Consider the following 17,466-nt stretch of genomic DNA (forward strand, 5'->3'; position numbering starts at 1 on the left):
TGCAAGCTTGCAACAAACCAAACCCAACTACAGAGCATCAACCCCAAACCGCCCCACCCAAACGCAAACACCCCCGCCGAAGCAGGGGTGAGAGGTGGCGGCAAAAGCTGCGACTAAACTGCCACAAAAGTCTCAGTGGAACCCCGCCGAAGCGGGGATGCGAGGCGTTTCACGTGTAACGAGCTGCTTCCTAATGGAGTCTCAGTGGAACCCCGCCGAAGCGGGGATGCGAGGTGGAACCTACACCGACAAGTGGGAGGTGACATGTCTCAGTGGAACCCCGCCGAAGCGGGGATGCGAGAGCACCTCTAGAAGCCTTTGATATCACAGGCGGAATCGGAACTTTTATCCACCCTCCGGTGATTTTGCGTTTTTCCAGCGATTTCAAAGAGCTTCGCAGATAAGTCATCCCCATTCTTCCTTTCATGTCAAGGGTTTGTGTGATTGACCACCCTTCTGAACGAAGTGTATGGGCGTCTATCCTGTTCTGCGCGAGCCAACCCCATATCGTTGATTGTTTTCAGAGAAGAACGAAATCGCAGAGATACCTTTGCTGTCTGAAGGCCCCACAACCATACCGGGGTAAGACGGAATCTCAAGCGGTTCCTGTAATGGCGAGTTTTCTTGAACCACTCTTCGTGCGGATTCAAGGATTGAAGGGTTCACCTGCATCACGTGGCTCCTTGTTCGATTCCGTTAATGGTTTTCAGTCTCAGCCTAGCAGAAAAGACAGTAGAGAGCTGCCGGTAAAGACTGTTCACGGTTTCTGGGAACTTCCTCGTCACAAAGGTCATATGTCCCACAAGAGCCTTTATCCAACTTATCGATCGCCCAACCAATTCTGGGGATCACTTTAGCTATGATGCGGGTGCAACCTGGGTCACTTTCGATCAGCACCTTTAGATAGTAAGCGGGGCGATTTTCAGGGGCTGCCCATTGTTGGCATACAAGGAATCCGCTTGCAGCATATCTTTCCTGCTATGAAATGGTCGATGGTGTCAGAAGTGTCGGAAGGTCTCTTTTAGCATCTTGAAAGGTTTACTGAGAACGAAGCCCAAACCGTGCAGCAGAGAGGAGAGAAGGTCCGCAATGACACGGTTCCCAACTTCGCTGCCGAAGAGCAAATTGATGAGCCAATGCACAGCAAACAAAACCAGTAAAATGGTTATTATAGCCAGGATTGCCGGGTGGATGCTTGAACCGAAGGCTTGGATGAAAACGAACTGCAGCAGCAATAGAGCAATGCAATGAGCAATGATGCGGGTGCCAATAGTTACTACGGAAAGACCAAATCCGTTTGAAATGGCGCGAAGGACTACACCAATACCCAAAACGATCAACCCAATTGCAGCCCCTTGAAGGCCAATAGCAAGGAGTATTGGGTGTGGATCTGCAGCAAAGTTGGAGACGAGAGTGGAGAAGTCAGGCATGTGATGGCCTCTTCAATGGGGTCGGTGGTTAGAATTCGAGCCGTCGGAAACGATCCTGGCGACCTCTGTTCGAAGTGCTAAGCAGGTTAAGCGGCTTGCGTAGGGCGAAACGGCAGTACCAGAAAAGGGCCACGAGATCCGCCTTCCCGAGACACGGCCGGCTAGGCGCGGCCCACAGCGATAATGGATAATGCGGGGATCTTTGTTGCCACAGGTATAAGCGGCGTTGTGCGAGGCGAGGGTAAAGCGGCGTGCCATGGTCGGTCTCCCGGTTTCGTGGTCATTGAAAACGTTCTATTCTAGGGAAACGGCGCCGGAGTGGTTTGCAAGCTTGCAACGAGACGGGTGATTTGGGTGTGGCCTTCAACTATCCATATGTCGCTGAACAGGCAGTTCATGGTGAAAGATTTCCTTAAGAACAGCCCTATGATTAGCGAGAGGTTTGCCGCAGGGCAGCGCTCGAATTGGACTCTCCAGCGGCCAAGCATTATCAAGTCGAACTCTCAATCCACAAGTCTATGTGCGGATATCCAGTACAAACACTCAGGACAGTCAAGAGCTTTCAATACCAATGAGTTCAGCGAGTAGGCTCGTGCTTTCTGTGCCAAGTTAGCGAGCGCTCGGCCTGTAAGCTTTACTGAAGAGGAATTGCATTCCCGCAATGGATCGCTCTACCCCTGAGCTAGAGCGGTGGTGGGTCAGAATGAACTAGTTGTGACTGCGCCAAACCCTAGGGTGGAGTTATAGATATCATAAGGAACTAGCGTGCACTTGACGACTTCGTCGGCATGGCATAGGTCATGTTTTCACTGGGCGGGCGTTGTGTAGTGGTAAGACCTTAGCCTTCCAAGCTAATGACGCGGGTTCGATTCCCGCCGCCCGCTCCAAGCTTTCATTTCACAAATAGCCGACACTGAAAAAGCCGACCCTTTCGGATCGGCTGTTTTGTGTGTTTTCGGTCGCTCAGCCTAGGCCGGGAGAGCTTGCGGCACGGTCTTCTCGTCTCGTTTGAAGAAGACGTAATAGAAGACCGGAGCAGCAACCAACGTCAGAACTGACGCAAAGGCCAACCCGCCCATGATCGTTACCGACATGGACACAAAGAAGGCATCGGTCAAAAGTGGCGCCATGCCCAAAATGGTCGTGACGGCGGCCAAGACCACAGGCCGAACCCTTGAGGCGGACGCGTCAATGATCGCTTGGCGCAATGGCACGCCTTCTGCCCGCACAAGGTCAATTTCTTCAACCAGCACAATGCCGTTCTTGATCAGCATTCCAGACAGGCTGAGCAGCCCCAGAAGTGCGGTAAAGCTGAACGGCAGGCCAGTGCCCAAAAGCCCGATCACCACACCGTTCACAGACATCGGCACAAGCAGCCAGATGATGATCGGCTGGCGTATGGCGTTGAACAGCAGAACCGAGATCATCACCATGATCAGCGCGCTGAGGGGCAGTTGGGCACCCAGGCTTGCCTGTGCTTTGGACGAGTTTTCAAACTCACCCCCCCATTCCAGGTCATACCCCGTGGGCAGATCAATCGCCTCGATCGCGGCGCGAATTTCGGCGTGTGCCTCTGCGGCCGTGACGCCTTCGATGACATCCGCACCGACCGATATGGTCGGCACGCGATTGCGCCGATGAACCAAAGTGTCTTCGACACGATAATCGAACCCATCAGTTACCTGTTCGATCGGCAGATAGGTGCCTGCGACCGAGGAATAGACCAGTTGGTCAAACAGGCTGAATTCGTCGGGCTGTGGACGTCGCATGATAATCGGGATCAATCGTTCGCGTTCTCGGTAAACCCCGGCGCGCAGCCCGTCGGTCGCAAACAGAAGCGAACTTGCGACATCTTCACGGTTGATCCCAGCCGTCTGGGCGCGTTGCGTCGCGTAGGTGGGTTCGATCACCAGCTCTTGTTCGCGCCAGTCGGTGCGCAGGTTCAGAAGGCTGTCAGACCTGTCGCGCATCACCGTCATCGCCTCTTCGGCCAAAGCGCGCAGCACTGCCGGGTCACTGCCCGAGAACCGCGCCTGAATGGGGTCGCCGCCGCCGGGGCCAAAAATCAGCCTTTGCACACGGAATTCGGCTTCGGGGAAGGATGCTTTGCCGAACGCTTCAAGGCGCGCGTGCAGGTCTGGGATGTCCTCAAGCTTGCTGGTGCGAATGATCAGGTGGCCGTAGCTCTGATTATCCTTGCCACCATCGTAGGTCAGCATGAAGCGCACAGCACCGCGACCCGCATAGGACGCCACCGATTCAACCGCGTCTTCTTGCAGCAGCCAGGCCTCCATGACCTTCAGGTCATCGGACACTTTCTGGATCGAACTGCCCTGAGGAAGCTTGTAGTTGACGAAGAACAGCGGCGTGTTCGAATTGGGAAAGAACTGCTGCTTGACCGACCCGAAGCCGGCAAAGCAGGCCACGGTGATGGCGATCAGCCCCGCAATCACCGGCCAGCGCAGGGTTAGAGCCTTATCGAGGATGCGCTTGTAGAGCTGAAAGAACTTGCCTGAATACGCATCTGCGGCATCCGCAGAGCCTTCTTTGAACAGGTAGTGCCCCAGAAGCGGCGTAACGGTCAGGGCCAAGACCCATGACAAAAGAAGCGAAATACCGATCACAGCGAAAAGCGAGAACAGAAACTCGCCCGTTGCGTCCGGGGACAGGCCGATCCCGGCAAAGGCCATAATGCCGATCACCGTAGCCCCTAGCAGCGGGATTTGGGTCTTGCGTGCGGCATCGTCTGCGGCTTCAAGGGAACTGCGCCCGCGCAATCGCGAAATCTGCATGCCCTCTGCCACCACGATGGCGTTGTCTACCAGCATCCCCATTGCGATGATCAGGGCGCCCAGTGAAATCCGCTCCATCTCGATCGAGAAAATCGCCATGAACAGAAGCGTGCCAACAACGGTCAACAGAAGCGTCGCCCCGATCACAATTGCAGCACGCCACCCCATGAAAGCGCCCAACACGACAATCACGATTGCGACTGACATTGCGAGGTTCTTCAGGAAGTCATTCGAGCTTTGTTCGACGACCATGTGTTGCTGATAGATCGGCTGCAATGCGATCCCATGCGGAATATCAGCGCTGAGCACAGACAGTCGGTCATCGACGCGGTGACCCACCTCGACGATATCTTCGGTTTCCAGTCCGGCAATCGCGATGGTGAATGCCTCTTGCCCGTTGAATCGGATGATCTGGTCGGGCGTGACGACGCGACCGCGGCTGACATTGGCGACATCTGCGACATTGATCAGTTGACCGTTCACACCGATACTGAGCGAGGCAATATCAGACACTGTTTCAGTGCCATCAGGTGCGCGGAACATGGTGCGCGTGTCGCCCATCCCCAACGCACCGGCGGACGAAACTGAATTCGCAGATGAAACGGCGCTTACGATGGCTTGTGGTGGGATGCCCTGATTGACGGCAAGCGTCATGTTGGGTTCGACATAGATTGCTTCTTCCGGCAGCCCGGACAGATCCACATCGGCCACACCGTCCACGGCCAGAAGCTCGCGCCGCAGAAACGTGCCAAGTTCATATTGTTCGGCGTCGGTGAACCCCGGAGCGGTCACAGCATAATACAGTCCGAAAACGTCACCGAAGCTGTCATTGACGAAGGGCGGCAGAACGCTTTCCGGCAACTTTCGAGACGAATCCCGAACGCGGGCGCGCAGGCGCGTCCAGATATCGGGCAGAGCTTCGGCAGGGTAAGTCGACTTGATTTCGACGTCGATCCTGCTTTCGCCAGGCCGGTTGGTCGAGGTGATTTTTTCGACCTCTTCCATCTTCTGGATCGCACTCTCAAGCGGTTCGGAAACCTCGGTCGCGACCTGTTGGGCGTTGGCACCCGGGTATTGTGTCACGACAACCGCTTGTTTGATTGTGAATGCAGGATCTTCCAGACGGCCGAGGTTGAAAAACCCCCAAATGCCGCCAAGAAGCATCGTCAGGATGATCAGCCACGTATAAAGTGGCTTTTCGATAGAGGCGCGGGCGATGTTCATCATTGTCCGTTCCTCAGTTCGCAAAGCCGGTGAAACGGCGCACGGTCTCGCCGTCACGAACCGCCGACGCGCCAGCCGCGACGATCTCGTCGCCTTCAGACAAGCCAGAGCGCAGAATGAAATTGCCGTTTGAAGCAGGGTCCACCTGAACCGGCGTCGCGCTGAGTGTCCCGGTCTCACCGTCCGTTTGGGTAAAGCGCATGACCATCAGCGATCCATCGGGCTCCGTCGCGATGGCGGTTGCCGGGATCTGAATGCCCGGTGCGCTGTGCGTTGCGGACACGCGAATATCTACTGATGATCCGGGCAGCACCCGCAGGTCAGCTTGCGGGGCCATTCCAAGGGTCAGGCGATAGGTTTGCCCGGCTGTCGCGGCCTCGGCGTTGAATTCGCGGATATCGACCGGATATTCCGTGTCATGCGATGCAAACTTGGCAAAGAACTGCACGTTTTCTTCTTTACCTGCCGTTTGAAACAAGATCTCGGGCACGTCGATTTCTATTCGAATTTCGCTCATGTCATGCAAGCGCACAACCGGGTTTCCCGGTGCAATAGTGATGAAATTGCCCACGTTTCGTGAAGCCACCAAGGCATCAAAGGGAGCCCAGAGCGTCGCGTTGTTCAGGTTCCGTTCAGCTTGCCGCACCGCAATGTCTGCGAGGCTGGCTTGTGTCGTTGCATCGTCCAGCGCCACTTGGCTAACCGTGTTGCCGCGCAATTTGGTCAGGCGCTCCAGCGTGCGCTCGGCTTGATCGCGTTGCAAAATAGCTTGCTCCAGCGCGAGGGAAAACTGTTCCTGCTCCAACTGGGCGACCATATCGCCCTGGGGAACGAATTCACCCGCGACGGCTGGAAACTCCACGATCTGACCGCCAACCTGAAAGGCCAGATCGACAGTCTGGCGCGCGACGACCTTGCCAAAGAAAACGCGACTAAAGGTTTGATCATCAGCGGACACGGTCATCAGCTTCACGGGTTTCAGGGCGTCATCGGCAAATGCTGCAGGCGTGACCGCGGTCAAAAGCAAAGCCGCCGTGGCAAGGGCGCGTTGAAAGAAAGTCATGGTTTGCTCCTTAGCAAGACGTCAGTTTTTGGACGTTGGAGTGGATCTTTGTAGAGATATCGGCAAAGCGAGCCAGTTCGTCTTCCGTCAGGTGTAGCATGTCGCGCAGCAGCTCTTGCGCCAGCGACACCATTTCCTTTCGCGTCTGCAAGCCGCGTTCGGTCAGACCCAACAGCCAAGCCCTGCGGTCGGCAGGGTCGCGGGTGCGTTCGACAAGGCCAAGCGCTTCCAGCTGGTCCGCAGCTGAGGTCATGGTCGACGGCAACACGTTCAATTCGCGGGCAAGTGTGCCCAATCGTTTGGGGTGGTCGAGCCAGACGACAATTCTGCGCTCGGTATGAGGAAGGTGTTCGCACAAGGCGGCCTTGCCCAGGTTCGCTTCGATGAAATGGTATAGCGCAAAGACACCCATCAGGGCGCGCAGTTCCGGTTCGGCAGGTGCCGCCGTTTGGGCCGAGTCGTTAGGCTGGGATCTCATGACAGACACTTTAGGTGGAGTGAATTTGCGCGCTCTATATACTTCATTATTTGAAACATCCAGAGTGAGAAGCAAAAATACCGCCTTTTGAGTATGCTTCGGGCGCGACGAGTGGAAAAGCGGCGATCTGCCCATACGTAACCCGGCGCTTTCCATTGCGAAGCAGCGTTTCCTAGGCAATCATCAAGGTGTTAGGTCCAGTCTGAGGTGTTGATCCGCAGCCACTGGACTGACGGCAATCGCCCAAACTGGTAAAAAAATATTACCAGTTTGGGAAATATCATTTGAAATCTGCTTACATCTACGTAGTAATTGCGCTGGCAGCGTGGGGGGCTTTGGTGCGTCCTGTGCCCGAACAACGAATAAAACTGAAATCTCGGAGGAGGAATCACATACATGGAACGCCGTAAGTTTCTGAAAGGTGCCGCACTTGGTGCAGGCGCAACCGCATTGGCAACACCTGCACTTGCGCAGGGTGGGAAAACAATGACCATCGTGTCGACCTGGCCGCGGGACTTCCCTGGTCTTGGTGTTTCGGCTCAGCGTCTTGCAGCCCGCATCACCCAGCTTTCGGAAGGTGCCATTCAGACCGAATACTTTGCGGCCGGCGAACGTGTTGGCGCGCTGGACGTATTTGACGAAGTCGCATCGGGCAACAGCCAAGCCTATATCGGCGCAGACTATTACTGGACCGGCAAACACCCGGCGCTGGCCTATTTCACGGCTGTTCCGTTTGGCATGTCCTTCGCCGAAATCAACGCGTGGGTTCTGTATGGTGGCGGCATGGCGCTTTGGGACAAGGTTCAGGACCAGTTCGGTCTGAAGGGTCTGCCCGCAGGCAACACCGGCACACAGGCCGGCGGCTGGTTCAACAAGGAAATCGAAAGCGCGGACGACTTCAAAGGTCTGAAAATGCGTATTCCGGGCCTTGGTGGTCAGGTTCTGTCGAAACTGGGCGCCTCGACCGTGTCGCTTCCGGGTGGTCAGATCTATGAAAACCTCGTGTCCGGCACCATCGACGCGACCGAATGGGTTGGTCCTTACAACGACTACTTCATGAAGTTCTATGAAGCTGCCAAATACTACTATACCGGCGGCATGCACGAACCGGGCGCACAGCTTTCGCTGACGTCGAACAAGTCGTGGTGGTCCAGCCTGACGGAAACCGAACAGGCGATCATCACAGCGGCAGCACTGGAAGAGAACTCGAACTCCTATTTCGAATCGATGGCTCTGAACGGTGAATACCTCAAGAAGCTCGAAGAAGAGCATGGCGTCGAAGTCCGCTCGTTCGGTGAAGACGTGTGGGATGCCATGGGCGAAGCCGCAGAAGAAGTCTTCGAAGAAACCGCTGGTTACGATGCGCTTGCTGCTGAAGTTAACGATGCGGTTCAGTCGAAAATGCGCGAAATCGGTCGCGGTATCTCGCTGTTCGAAGGCCAATTCGTTGGTCAGCGTAACCGGATCCTGGGCCTATAAGGGTCTGAGTATCAGATCCAAAAAAACCTGAGCGGGGCTTCGGCCCCGTTCTTTAATGATCTGACGGCCGGTCATCTGGTCGGTCAGGGCGCCATCTGAAGGGGAGCCAGATGACTAGCTTCAGCACAAACACAGACATTCCACGGCACGGCCCGCCCGCCCTTGTCGCGCGCACCTTCGGCTGGTCCGTTCTTGCTGCTTTGGCGGCATTTCTGATCAATAACGTTCTGGTGGTCTGGTTCGGTTTCCCTGGCCTGCGCGGCCTGACGGCAGGTGGCAGCGCCGGTGCAATGGTGAACTTGGCGCTATATGTCATCGCGATCGGAGCTGCCATCGCCATGGTCATGACCACCCGCGACCGCGCCTTGCGCTGGGACGCACATATGGTGCACAGCTTCAACGTCTATCTGATCCGCGCGCTTTTCTGGTCAGTCTTCCTTGTCGGGCTGACCGATGCCAGCATCGCTTTCCTGCGCTCCGAGAATTTGTCCGAAGTTCTGTTCGGCGGCGCAATTGCAAACAACTTCACGCGGGCAAGCTGGGTTGGACCTTGGGTGCACGTGCCGCTGATTGTGGCCAGTTTCGTGATCGCGCTGTTCACCCGGACCCTAGGTTTTACATGGCTCGCCCTTCTGATCGTCGCGGCCGAGCTGTTGATTGTGATCTCTCGCTTCGTCTTTTCGTATGAGCAGGCGCTGATGGGTGATCTGGTGCGCTATTGGTATGCGGCTCTGTTCCTGTTCGCTTCGGCCTATACGCTTTATGACGATGGCCACGTGCGCGTGGATATCCTGTATGCCGGGCTTGGTCGAACGACGCGCGGTTATCTGAACGCGCAAGGCACGATCCTGCTGGGCATGACGACCGCTTGGGTCATCCTTGTCATTGCTTTCAACGGAAAGCAGTCGATTGTGAATGCCCCGGTCCGGAACTTCGAAATCAGTCAGGCCGGCCCCTTCGGCATGTATATCAAATACCAAATGGCGGCCTTTATCGGGCTTTTCGCCATCACGATGCTGATCCAGTTTGTCAGCTATTTCTTTGAATCGGTTGCGGACAAGCGGGACGAACCCGGCCACCGCGAACCCAACCAATCATCCGCACACTAGGCTGAGGATATTATGGAACTTTTCTTTCTCTTACTCCTCATCATTATCATGGCGTCGGCGCTGGGCTCTGGCTATCCGGTCGCCTTCGCGCTTCCGGGTGCGGCGATCATCACGCTGGGCCTTGCCGCCGGTGCGGGCTGGATTTTCGCGGGCAATCCTGATGCCTATTTCCACTCGGGCGGGCCGCAACAATGGCTTTCCGCAGGGGTCACCAATCTCAGGGGTGTCTATCTGGAGGTTGAACGAGATACGCTGATCGCCATTCCCCTGTTCATCTTCATGGGGATCATGCTTCAGCGGTCCAAGATCGCCGAAGACCTTCTGGTGACCATGGCGCAACTGTTCGGGCCTGTGCCGGGCGGGTTGGGCATTTCGGTTGTCTTCGTGGGCGCTTTGCTGGCGGCGACAACCGGGATTGTCGGCGCGACGGTTGTGGCGATGGGCCTGATCTCTCTGCCAGCGATGCTGCGCAACAATTACTCCACGCCGCTTGCCACAGGCACCATCGCGGCGTCAGGGACGCTGGGGCAGATCATCCCACCGTCAATCGTTTTGATCATCCTGGCCGACCAGCTTGCCTCGGCTGCTGATCAGGCGTCCACTTTGCGCAAAACCTTGCACAAAGAGGTGACGGGTGAATTGTCCATGCCATCGCTTTTCGACGTGGCAGGCACCAGCGCTGGCGAGATGTTTCTGGGCGCCTTCATTCCGGGCCTCGTGCTGGTGGGGCTATATATGCTCTACATCCTGCTGTTTGCGATCTTCAAGCCCGATGCCGCGCCAGCGGTGAAGTATGATGGGCGCTATAACGCCGCGTTCTGGCGTGGCGCGTTGTTGACCCTTGTGCCGCCTTTGGCGCTGATCTTTCTAGTGCTTGGGTCGATTATTGCGGGTATCGCGACGGTCAACCAAGCTGGTGCCATCGGTGCCGCCGGGGCGTTGATCATGGCGGGCTATCGGTTGCCTGAAAAGGGATCCCGCGGTATCTTCTTGCCTGCCCTGTTCGGGATCGCGGGCATGGCGGTTCTGACCTTTGCCCTGTCCAATTTCGAAATGAACGTCAAGGCAATGGACACACCTGAAGACAAGCTTGGGATCACCTTGGGTGTCGTCGGAACGCTGCTGTTGCTGGTGTCGTTGATCTGGTCCGGCATCCGCACCCATCGCAACGACAACACATTGCAAGCGGTTATGCTTGAAACGGCCAAAACCTCGTCCTTGGTGTTCATCATCCTGCTGGGTGCCGCAATGCTGACGGCTGCGTTCCGCGCCTTCGGGGGCGAAGAGCTTGTGCGCGATTTCCTCATATCCCTGCCTGGTGGTTTCTGGTCGCAGTTCATCATCGTCATGCTGGTGATCTTCATCCTTGGGTTCTTCCTCGACTTCATCGAAATTGCGGTAGTCGTGGTTCCGATCGTGGCGCCGATTCTTCTGGCTGATCCAGGTGCAAATATCACCGCGGTGTGGCTGGGTGTGATGATTGGTCTGAACATTCAGACCAGTTTCCTGACGCCACCCTTCGGTTTTGCGCTGTTCTATCTGCGCGGGGTTGCACCTGCGGTGGTTAGAACCGTGCAGATGTATAAGGGCGTTATCGCATTTATCCTGTTGCAACTTGTCGCGCTGGCAATCGTTGGGGCCTATCCGCCGCTGGTGAACTATCTGCCAAACCGGGTAAGCTTCCTGTCGGAACAAAGCCCACCGCCGCGCAATCCGAAACTGCAGTTGTGTCTTGAAGACTATGTCGGACAGAAATTGTTCCAAGGCACCGCAACGCAAGACGCGATTGCCGCTGCGCGGGCGTTGGATCTGTCCATTTTGCCAAAAGGTCTGGCAGGTGACATGACCGATGGGCTTGATTCCGCAGATGCGGCGATTGCCAATCTGGAATCCGCCTTTGAAGCCGCAGGTCAGGTCGAGGCCGCCGCCGATGACTACCGACCCCAGCTTCGGTTGGTGCGCGGGATCGAAAAGCAGATCCGCAACGCGGCCGACGAGGCAGACAAGCTTAGAACACGGATCGGTCGGATGCGCGCCGAAAGCCAGGCTGAAGCGCGTGCCGCACTTGAAGCTGACGTCGCCGTTTTGGACGCCGAGATCGAGCATCTGCGTGCACAAATTCCCGCCAGTTGGGAAGAAGTGCACAACCAGTTCGCGACGCTCACCAAGGCTGAAGACGCCGCGCGTGTGAAGTATCGCCGTGCCGCCGATGATGCCTATGAAGGTCCGGCCGAGGTTCTGGCAGCGCTTGATGCCAATGCTGATTTTGCTGCGCTAGAGACTGATTTGCGCAATCTGAAGGCGACGATCCAGTCGCAACCGGAAGATCAGGCGCAAGAGGTTGTGAACGACGTGTCCAAGGCCTTTGGCAAAGTCGATGGCGCGGGCGACGTCAAAAGCGCGTTGGGCAAGGTTCGCAAGGCGCTGCGCGACAAGACCCCGGATCGCGACAAGGCGTTGGAGGAGTATGACGCGGCAATTGCTGTATTCGAATCGCAGCTGAAATGGCGCGCCGAGGCTGAAGCTTCGCTAAGGCCGGTCCTGACGGGCTATCTTGAAACGCTGCGCGACAGTCTTGGCATTCGCGTTCAGTCCCGTCTAAGCCGCGAACAGGCGCTTGCCATGGCATCTTGTTCTGCAAATCACCGCGATATCTCGTTGAGTTTCTAGGAAAATTCAGAGACCGCTTTTTGAAAGGCCGGGGGTGACTCCGGCCTTTTTATTTGCCCTCAAGGGTGGATTTTTGCGCCCTGACGTAAGATAAGTGTCGGAAATCGGGGATAGTTCGTCGGTATCAAACCTTGCGAAACCCCGCCAACTGGTCAACTCTGTCAGTCGACCCAGAAAAAAATAGCGGCCAAAAGGCCCGTAAACACACTCAGGGAGCACTCAATGTCCAACGAACTTGAATATCTGTCCAAGCAGGTCATCTCGCGCAAACTGTCGCGCCGTCACTTCATGGGACGGGCCGCTGCGCTTGGTCTGACCGCTGCTGGTGCCAACACGCTGCTGTCGTCGGCCGGTTACGCCCAGACGCCGGTCAAGGGTGGAACCATCCGCGTTGGCCTTCCGGGTGGGTCGACCACCGACAGCCTTGACCCAGCGACCACGACAAACTCAACCGGCACCATGGTCAGCCGCTTCTGGGGTGAACCACTGGTCGAACTTGCGCCGCAAGGTGGGCTTGAAAATAAGCTGGCAGAAGAAGTTTCGGCCTCGGCGGATGCCAAGGTGTGGACGTTCAAGATCCGCTCGGGCGTCGAGTTTTCGAATGGTAAAGCTCTGACCGCAGATGACGTGCTGGCGACGATGGAGCGTCACGCAGGCGAAGACACGAAATCCGGCGCGCTGGGTATCATGCGCGGCATCTCGTCGATGAGTGTTGATGGCGACAAATTTATCGTCGAACTTGAAACGCCGAACGCTGACCTTCCGTATCTGATGACCGACTACCACCTGATGATCCAGCCCAATGGCGGCAAGGATGATCCGGCGGCGGCAATCGGCACCGGCCCCTATATCCTGAAAGAAGTGGATATGGGCGTGCGCTTCGTGGCCGAGAAGAACCCCAACTATTGGGGCGATCTGGGCCATGCCGACACGATTGAGGTTGTGGTGATCAATGACGACACCGCGCGCATGGCAGCCATTCAGTCTGGTCAGGTCGATATGGTCGGACGTGTCCCACCCCGGACCGCCGACCTTGTGGCGCGTGCACCCAACATCAACGTCTATTCGACCCCTGGGCCGGGCCACTACGTGTTCATCGCCCATTGCAACACCGCGCCGTTTGACAACAACGACCTGCGACTGGCGCTGAAACACGGCATCAACCGTCAAGAGATGGTCGAAAAGATCCTCTTTGGCTATGGCTCGGTTGGGAACGACACGCCGATCAACAGCTCTTATCCCCTGTTTACCGAGATGGAGCAGCGCACCTACGATCCCGACAAGGCCAAGTTCCACTTCGACAAGTCGGGGCACGAAGGCCCGATCCTGCTGCGCACATCTGACAACAGCTTCCCCGGCGCGCCGGATGCGTCGGCGCTGTTTCAGCAGTCGCTGGCAACCGCTGGGATCGACCTTGAGATCAAGCGCGAACCCAACGACGGTTACTGGTCCGAGGTCTGGAACGCACAGCCCTTCTGCACAAGTTACTGGAGCGGGCGCCCGACGCAGGACCAGATGTATTCCACCGCTTACCTGTCGTCGGCGGATTGGAACGACACGCGGTTCTTCAACGACCAGTTCGACCAGATGCTGCTTTCAGCACGTGGCGAGTTGGACGAGGCGAAGCGGACCCAAATGTATGCCGATATGGGCATGCTGCTTCACAACGAAGGCGGCTTGGTCTGCCCGATGTTCAACGACTTCATTGATGGCACGACCAACCGGGTCGCAGGCTGGATCGAAGGCCACAAGGGCTTTGACCTGATGAACTTCTACGCCCCGATGAAAATGTGGGTCGCTGGCTGATATGCCATTATTGTTAAAACTGCTGGTCCAGCGCATAGCGCTGGGCCTGCTTCTTCTGCTGATGGTTTCGGTCCTGATCTTCTGGGGCACGAATATTCTGCCGGGTGATGTGGCCCAATCCATCCTAGGTCAGTCCGCCACACCCGAGGCACTGGCCAATATTCGCGAAGAACTGGGTCTGAACGAACCTGCGCTAAGCCGTTATTTCGACTGGCTGGGCGGGCTTGTTCAGGGCGATCTGGGCACTGCGCTCACCTCTGGACAGGATATCGCTGCCAGCCTTGGCTCGCGCCTGAAAAACACATTGTTCCTAGCCTTCTGGGCCGCGGTGGTTGCCGTGCCGCTGGCAATCTTTCTGGGCCTGCTGGCCGTCCGGTACCGCGAACGCTGGCCGGACAAGCTGATTTCAGCCGTCACACTGGCCTCGATCTCCGTGCCGGAGTTTCTGATCGGCTATATCCTGATGTATTTCGTCGGCGTGAAGCTGGGATGGGCACCCACCGTGTCAATGATCCATGACGGAATGAGCCTGGGGCAGAAGCTAAGCTCCATCGCCCTGCCGGTCGCCGTGCTGACCATGGTCGTGTTGGCCCATATGATGCGTATGACGCGGGCCGCCATTTTGAACGTGATGCAATCGGCCTATATTGAAACGGCCGAATTGAAGGGACTGACCAGCTTTCAAGTCATCGCCCGCCACGCCCTTCCCAACTCGATCGCGCCAATCGTGAATGTGGTGATGTTGAACCTTGCCTATCTCGTCGTCGGGGTCGTGGTGGTTGAAGTCGTGTTCACCTATCCCGGCATGGGGCAATATCTGGTGGACCACGTGTCCAAGCGTGACGTGCCTGTGGTGCAGGCCTGCGGATTGATCTTCGCGGCGGTCTATATCGGGCTCAACATGGTGGCGGATATCGTGTCGATCCTTGCCAACCCAAGGCTGAGGCATCCGAAATGACAAGAATTCCCCCAGCCGCTTTGTTCGGCCTGTTCTTCACCAGCCTATATTTCCTGATGGCAATCCTCGCTCCATGGATCGCGCCCTATTCGATGACAGAAATCGTTGGCGATGTCTGGGAGCCGTGGTCGGCCGACCACTGGATCGGCACCGACAATATTGGCCGCGACCTTCTAAGCCGTATGATCTATGGCGGGCGCACGACGATCTTTATCGCGACTGCTGCCACGATGATCAGTTTCACCACCGGATCGATCCTTGGCTTTACAGCTGCCGTCATCGGTGGATGGGTTGATCAGGTTATGAGCCGCTTTGTCGATCTGATCATGTCGATCCCGACCCTGATTTTCGCGCTTGTCGTTTTGTCGGTCATGCCGGTCACACTGACGATCCTGATCCTTGTCATGGGCCTTCTGGATGCCACCCGCGTCTATCGACTGGCACGCGCCGTCGCCGTGGATATCAACGTGATGGATTTCGTCGAAGCCGCCAAGCTGCGCGGCGAAGGCCGGGTTTGGATCATCTTCCGTGAAATCCTGCCCAACGCGCTATCGCCGCTTGTGGCTGAAATGGGGCTTCGGTTCATCTTTGCGGTTCTGTTCGTCTCGACCCTGTCCTTCCTAGGCCTTGGAGTCCAACCACCCAATGCAGACTGGGGCGGCATCGTGAAAGAAAACAAGGACGGCATCATCTATGGCATCGCGGCGGCGCTTGTTCCTGCGGTCGCCATCGCGACGCTCGCCATTTCCGTAAACCTTGTGGCCGACTGGGTGTTGAACCGAACCACCAGCCTAAAAGGAGGCCGCGGATGAGCGACGCGCTTTTGAAAGTCCGCGACCTGAAGATCGGTGCGCGCGTCTATCCGCCGGGCGAAAAGCCGCGTGATATCGATATCGTGCATGGCGTGTCGTTCGATCTTGAAAAGGGTAAAGTTCTTGGCCTGATCGGAGAAAGCGGGGCCGGTAAGTCAACCATCGGGCTTGCGACAATGGCCTATGGGCGCGGTGGCGTCGAAATCACTGGCGGTGAGGTTTGGGTCAACGGGCGCGAGATCCTTGGCACCAGCCTTAAGGACCTGCGCCAACTGCGCGGGACCGAGGTCACCTATGTCTCGCAATCGGCGGCGGCCAGTTTTAACCCCGCCAAGAAGATCATGGAGCAAGTGATCGAGGCATCGATCCACGCTAGCAAGTTCTCGAAGAAAGATGCCGAGGCCCGCGCGATTGATCTGTTCACCAGGTTAGGCCTGCCCGACCCTGAAACCATTGGCGACCGCTATCCGCACCAAGTCTCTGGCGGGCAGTTGCAGCGCTGCATGACTGCATTGGCCCTGTGCCCGGAACCCGATCTGGTGGTCTTTGATGAACCCACCACGGCGCTGGATGTCACCACGCAAATCGACGTGTTGATGGCGATCAAGAAAGCGATCCGCGACACGGGTGTTGCAGCGCTGTATATCACCCACGACCTTGCCGTTGTCGCCCAAGTCTCGGATGAGATCATGGTGCTGCGCATGGGCGATATGGTGGAACATGGCACCACTGACCAAATCATCAACGCGCCAAAAGAAGAGTATACCAGCGATCTGGTGTCGGTGCGGTCGCGTAAGCACGAAGGCAAGCCACCTTCAGACAATCCGGTTTTGACCATTGAGCACGTCACTGCGCGCTATAAAGGCACCAACTTTGACGTGCTGCATGACGTGTCGATGGAGCTGCACGCGGGCCAAACGCTGGCCGTTGTCGGCGAAAGCGGGTCAGGTAAGTCAACCACGGCCCGCGTGATGACAGGGCTGTTGCCCGCGCGCGAAGGGCAGATCGTTTTCGAAGACCGCACATTGTCCGCCGATTTGAAAGGCCGCGCACGCGACGATCTGCGCGAAATTCAAATGATCTATCAAATGGCGGACGTGGCGATGAACCCGCGCCAGACGGTTGGCACGATCATTGGCCGACCACTCGAATTCTATTTCGGGATGCGCGGCGCTGAGAAGCACAAGCGCATCGACGAGCTTCTTGACGACATCGAGATGGGAGCCGAGTTCAAAGACCGCTATCCCGCCGAGCTTTCGGGCGGGCAAAAGCAGCGTGTCTGCATTGCGCGCGCCTTGGCTGCGAAGCCCAAGGTCATCATCTGCGACGAGGTGACATCGGCGCTGGACCCGCTCGTCGCCGAGGACATTCTGAAGCTTCTGCATAACCTTCAGAAGCGCGAACAGGTCGCCTATCTGTTCATCACCCACGATCTTGCCACGGTGCGCGCCATCGCGGACAGCATCGCGGTGATGTATCAGGGGCGCGTCGTGCGCTATGGCACAAAGGCCGAGGTGCTGTCGCCGCCGTTTGACGACTATACCGATCTTCTGCTCAGCTCGGTTCCGGAAATGCGGTTGGGGTGGCTTGAAGAAGTCGTCGAACATCGCAAGATGGAAAGCGCAGGGAACTGATAGTTGGCCAT

11 protein-coding genes and 1 tRNA gene are annotated in these 17,466 nt (G+C 56.9%); 8 read left to right on the forward strand and 4 right to left on the reverse strand.

The window, feature by feature from the left end:
- Positions 1-998: 998 nt before the first annotated feature.
- The gene (locus Q0864_RS12530) at positions 999-1,430 is read right to left on the reverse strand and encodes a hypothetical protein (protein ID WP_298570478.1); all 432 of its coding nucleotides are present in this window, start codon (positions 1,428-1,430) and stop codon (positions 999-1,001) included.
- Between the two features lie 813 nt (positions 1,431-2,243).
- Here Q0864_RS12530 and Q0864_RS12535 point away from each other — a divergent pair.
- Positions 2,244-2,317 (forward strand) — tRNA-Gly (locus Q0864_RS12535).
- Between the two features lie 81 nt (positions 2,318-2,398).
- Here the strand turns inward: Q0864_RS12535 and Q0864_RS12540 are convergent.
- Genes Q0864_RS12540 through Q0864_RS12550 form a run of 3 tightly spaced genes read right to left on the reverse strand, consistent with a single transcriptional unit; the run spans position 2,399 to position 6,987 of the window.
- A complete protein-coding gene (locus Q0864_RS12540; RefSeq protein WP_298570849.1) occupies positions 2,399-5,446 on the reverse strand; it encodes an efflux RND transporter permease subunit in 3,048 nt (1,015 codons plus the stop codon).
- Between the two features lie 13 nt (positions 5,447-5,459).
- Positions 5,460-6,509 carry an efflux RND transporter periplasmic adaptor subunit gene (locus Q0864_RS12545; RefSeq protein WP_298570479.1) on the reverse strand — a complete coding sequence of 350 codons (1,050 nt, stop codon included), beginning with the start codon at positions 6,507-6,509 and terminating at the stop codon, positions 5,460-5,462.
- Positions 6,510-6,519: 10 nt separating this feature from the next.
- Positions 6,520-6,987, reverse strand: coding sequence for a MarR family transcriptional regulator (locus tag Q0864_RS12550; RefSeq protein ID WP_298570480.1), 468 nt, complete (start codon positions 6,985-6,987; stop codon positions 6,520-6,522).
- A 396-nt stretch (positions 6,988-7,383) separates the two neighbouring features.
- Here Q0864_RS12550 and Q0864_RS12555 point away from each other — a divergent pair, with 396 nt between their 5' ends.
- From Q0864_RS12555 to Q0864_RS12585, 7 genes are all read left to right on the forward strand, one after another.
- Complete coding sequence (locus Q0864_RS12555; RefSeq protein ID WP_298570481.1) at positions 7,384-8,466, forward strand: TRAP transporter substrate-binding protein; 1,083 nt, start codon at positions 7,384-7,386, stop codon at positions 8,464-8,466.
- A gap of 110 nt (positions 8,467-8,576) precedes the next feature.
- Complete coding sequence (locus Q0864_RS12560) at positions 8,577-9,575, forward strand: TRAP transporter small permease subunit (protein WP_298570482.1); 999 nt, start codon at positions 8,577-8,579, stop codon at positions 9,573-9,575.
- Positions 9,576-9,587: 12 nt separating this feature from the next.
- The gene (locus Q0864_RS12565) at positions 9,588-12,245 is read left to right on the forward strand and encodes a TRAP transporter large permease subunit (protein WP_298570483.1); all 2,658 of its coding nucleotides are present in this window, start codon (positions 9,588-9,590) and stop codon (positions 12,243-12,245) included.
- Between the two features lie 222 nt (positions 12,246-12,467).
- The gene (locus tag Q0864_RS12570; RefSeq protein ID WP_298570484.1) at positions 12,468-14,051 is read left to right on the forward strand and encodes an ABC transporter substrate-binding protein; all 1,584 of its coding nucleotides are present in this window, start codon (positions 12,468-12,470) and stop codon (positions 14,049-14,051) included.
- 1 nt (position 14,052) lies between these two features.
- A complete protein-coding gene (locus Q0864_RS12575; RefSeq protein WP_298570485.1) occupies positions 14,053-15,009 on the forward strand; it encodes an ABC transporter permease in 957 nt (318 codons plus the stop codon).
- A complete protein-coding gene (locus Q0864_RS12580; protein ID WP_298570486.1) occupies positions 15,006-15,821 on the forward strand; it encodes an ABC transporter permease in 816 nt (271 codons plus the stop codon). Before Q0864_RS12575 ends, Q0864_RS12580 begins: the two co-directional genes overlap by 4 nt.
- Positions 15,818-17,455 carry an ABC transporter ATP-binding protein gene (locus Q0864_RS12585; protein WP_298570487.1) on the forward strand — a complete coding sequence of 546 codons (1,638 nt, stop codon included), beginning with the start codon at positions 15,818-15,820 and terminating at the stop codon, positions 17,453-17,455. The genes Q0864_RS12580 and Q0864_RS12585 overlap by 4 nt, the downstream gene beginning before the upstream one ends.
- Positions 17,456-17,466 lie beyond the last annotated feature (11 nt).

The organism is uncultured Aliiroseovarius sp. (genome assembly GCF_947497285.1).
Lineage (GTDB): Bacteria > Pseudomonadota > Alphaproteobacteria > Rhodobacterales > Rhodobacteraceae > Aliiroseovarius.

Coding starts and splice junctions, on each gene's coding strand:
- Q0864_RS12530 (WP_298570478.1), bottom strand. CDS start 1,430: ATGCCTGACTTCTCCACTCTCGTCTCCAACTTTGCTGCAGATCCACAC.
- Q0864_RS12540 (WP_298570849.1), bottom strand. CDS start 5,446: ATGAACATCGCCCGCGCCTCTATCGAAAAGCCACTTTATACGTGGCTG.
- Q0864_RS12545 (WP_298570479.1), bottom strand. CDS start 6,509: ATGACTTTCTTTCAACGCGCCCTTGCCACGGCGGCTTTGCTTTTGACC.
- Q0864_RS12550 (WP_298570480.1), bottom strand. CDS start 6,987: ATGAGATCCCAGCCTAACGACTCGGCCCAAACGGCGGCACCTGCCGAA.
- Q0864_RS12555 (WP_298570481.1), top strand. CDS start 7,384: ATGGAACGCCGTAAGTTTCTGAAAGGTGCCGCACTTGGTGCAGGCGCA.
- Q0864_RS12560 (WP_298570482.1), top strand. CDS start 8,577: ATGACTAGCTTCAGCACAAACACAGACATTCCACGGCACGGCCCGCCC.
- Q0864_RS12565 (WP_298570483.1), top strand. CDS start 9,588: ATGGAACTTTTCTTTCTCTTACTCCTCATCATTATCATGGCGTCGGCG.
- Q0864_RS12570 (WP_298570484.1), top strand. CDS start 12,468: ATGTCCAACGAACTTGAATATCTGTCCAAGCAGGTCATCTCGCGCAAA.
- Q0864_RS12575 (WP_298570485.1), top strand. CDS start 14,053: ATGCCATTATTGTTAAAACTGCTGGTCCAGCGCATAGCGCTGGGCCTG.
- Q0864_RS12580 (WP_298570486.1), top strand. CDS start 15,006: ATGACAAGAATTCCCCCAGCCGCTTTGTTCGGCCTGTTCTTCACCAGC.
- Q0864_RS12585 (WP_298570487.1), top strand. CDS start 15,818: ATGAGCGACGCGCTTTTGAAAGTCCGCGACCTGAAGATCGGTGCGCGC.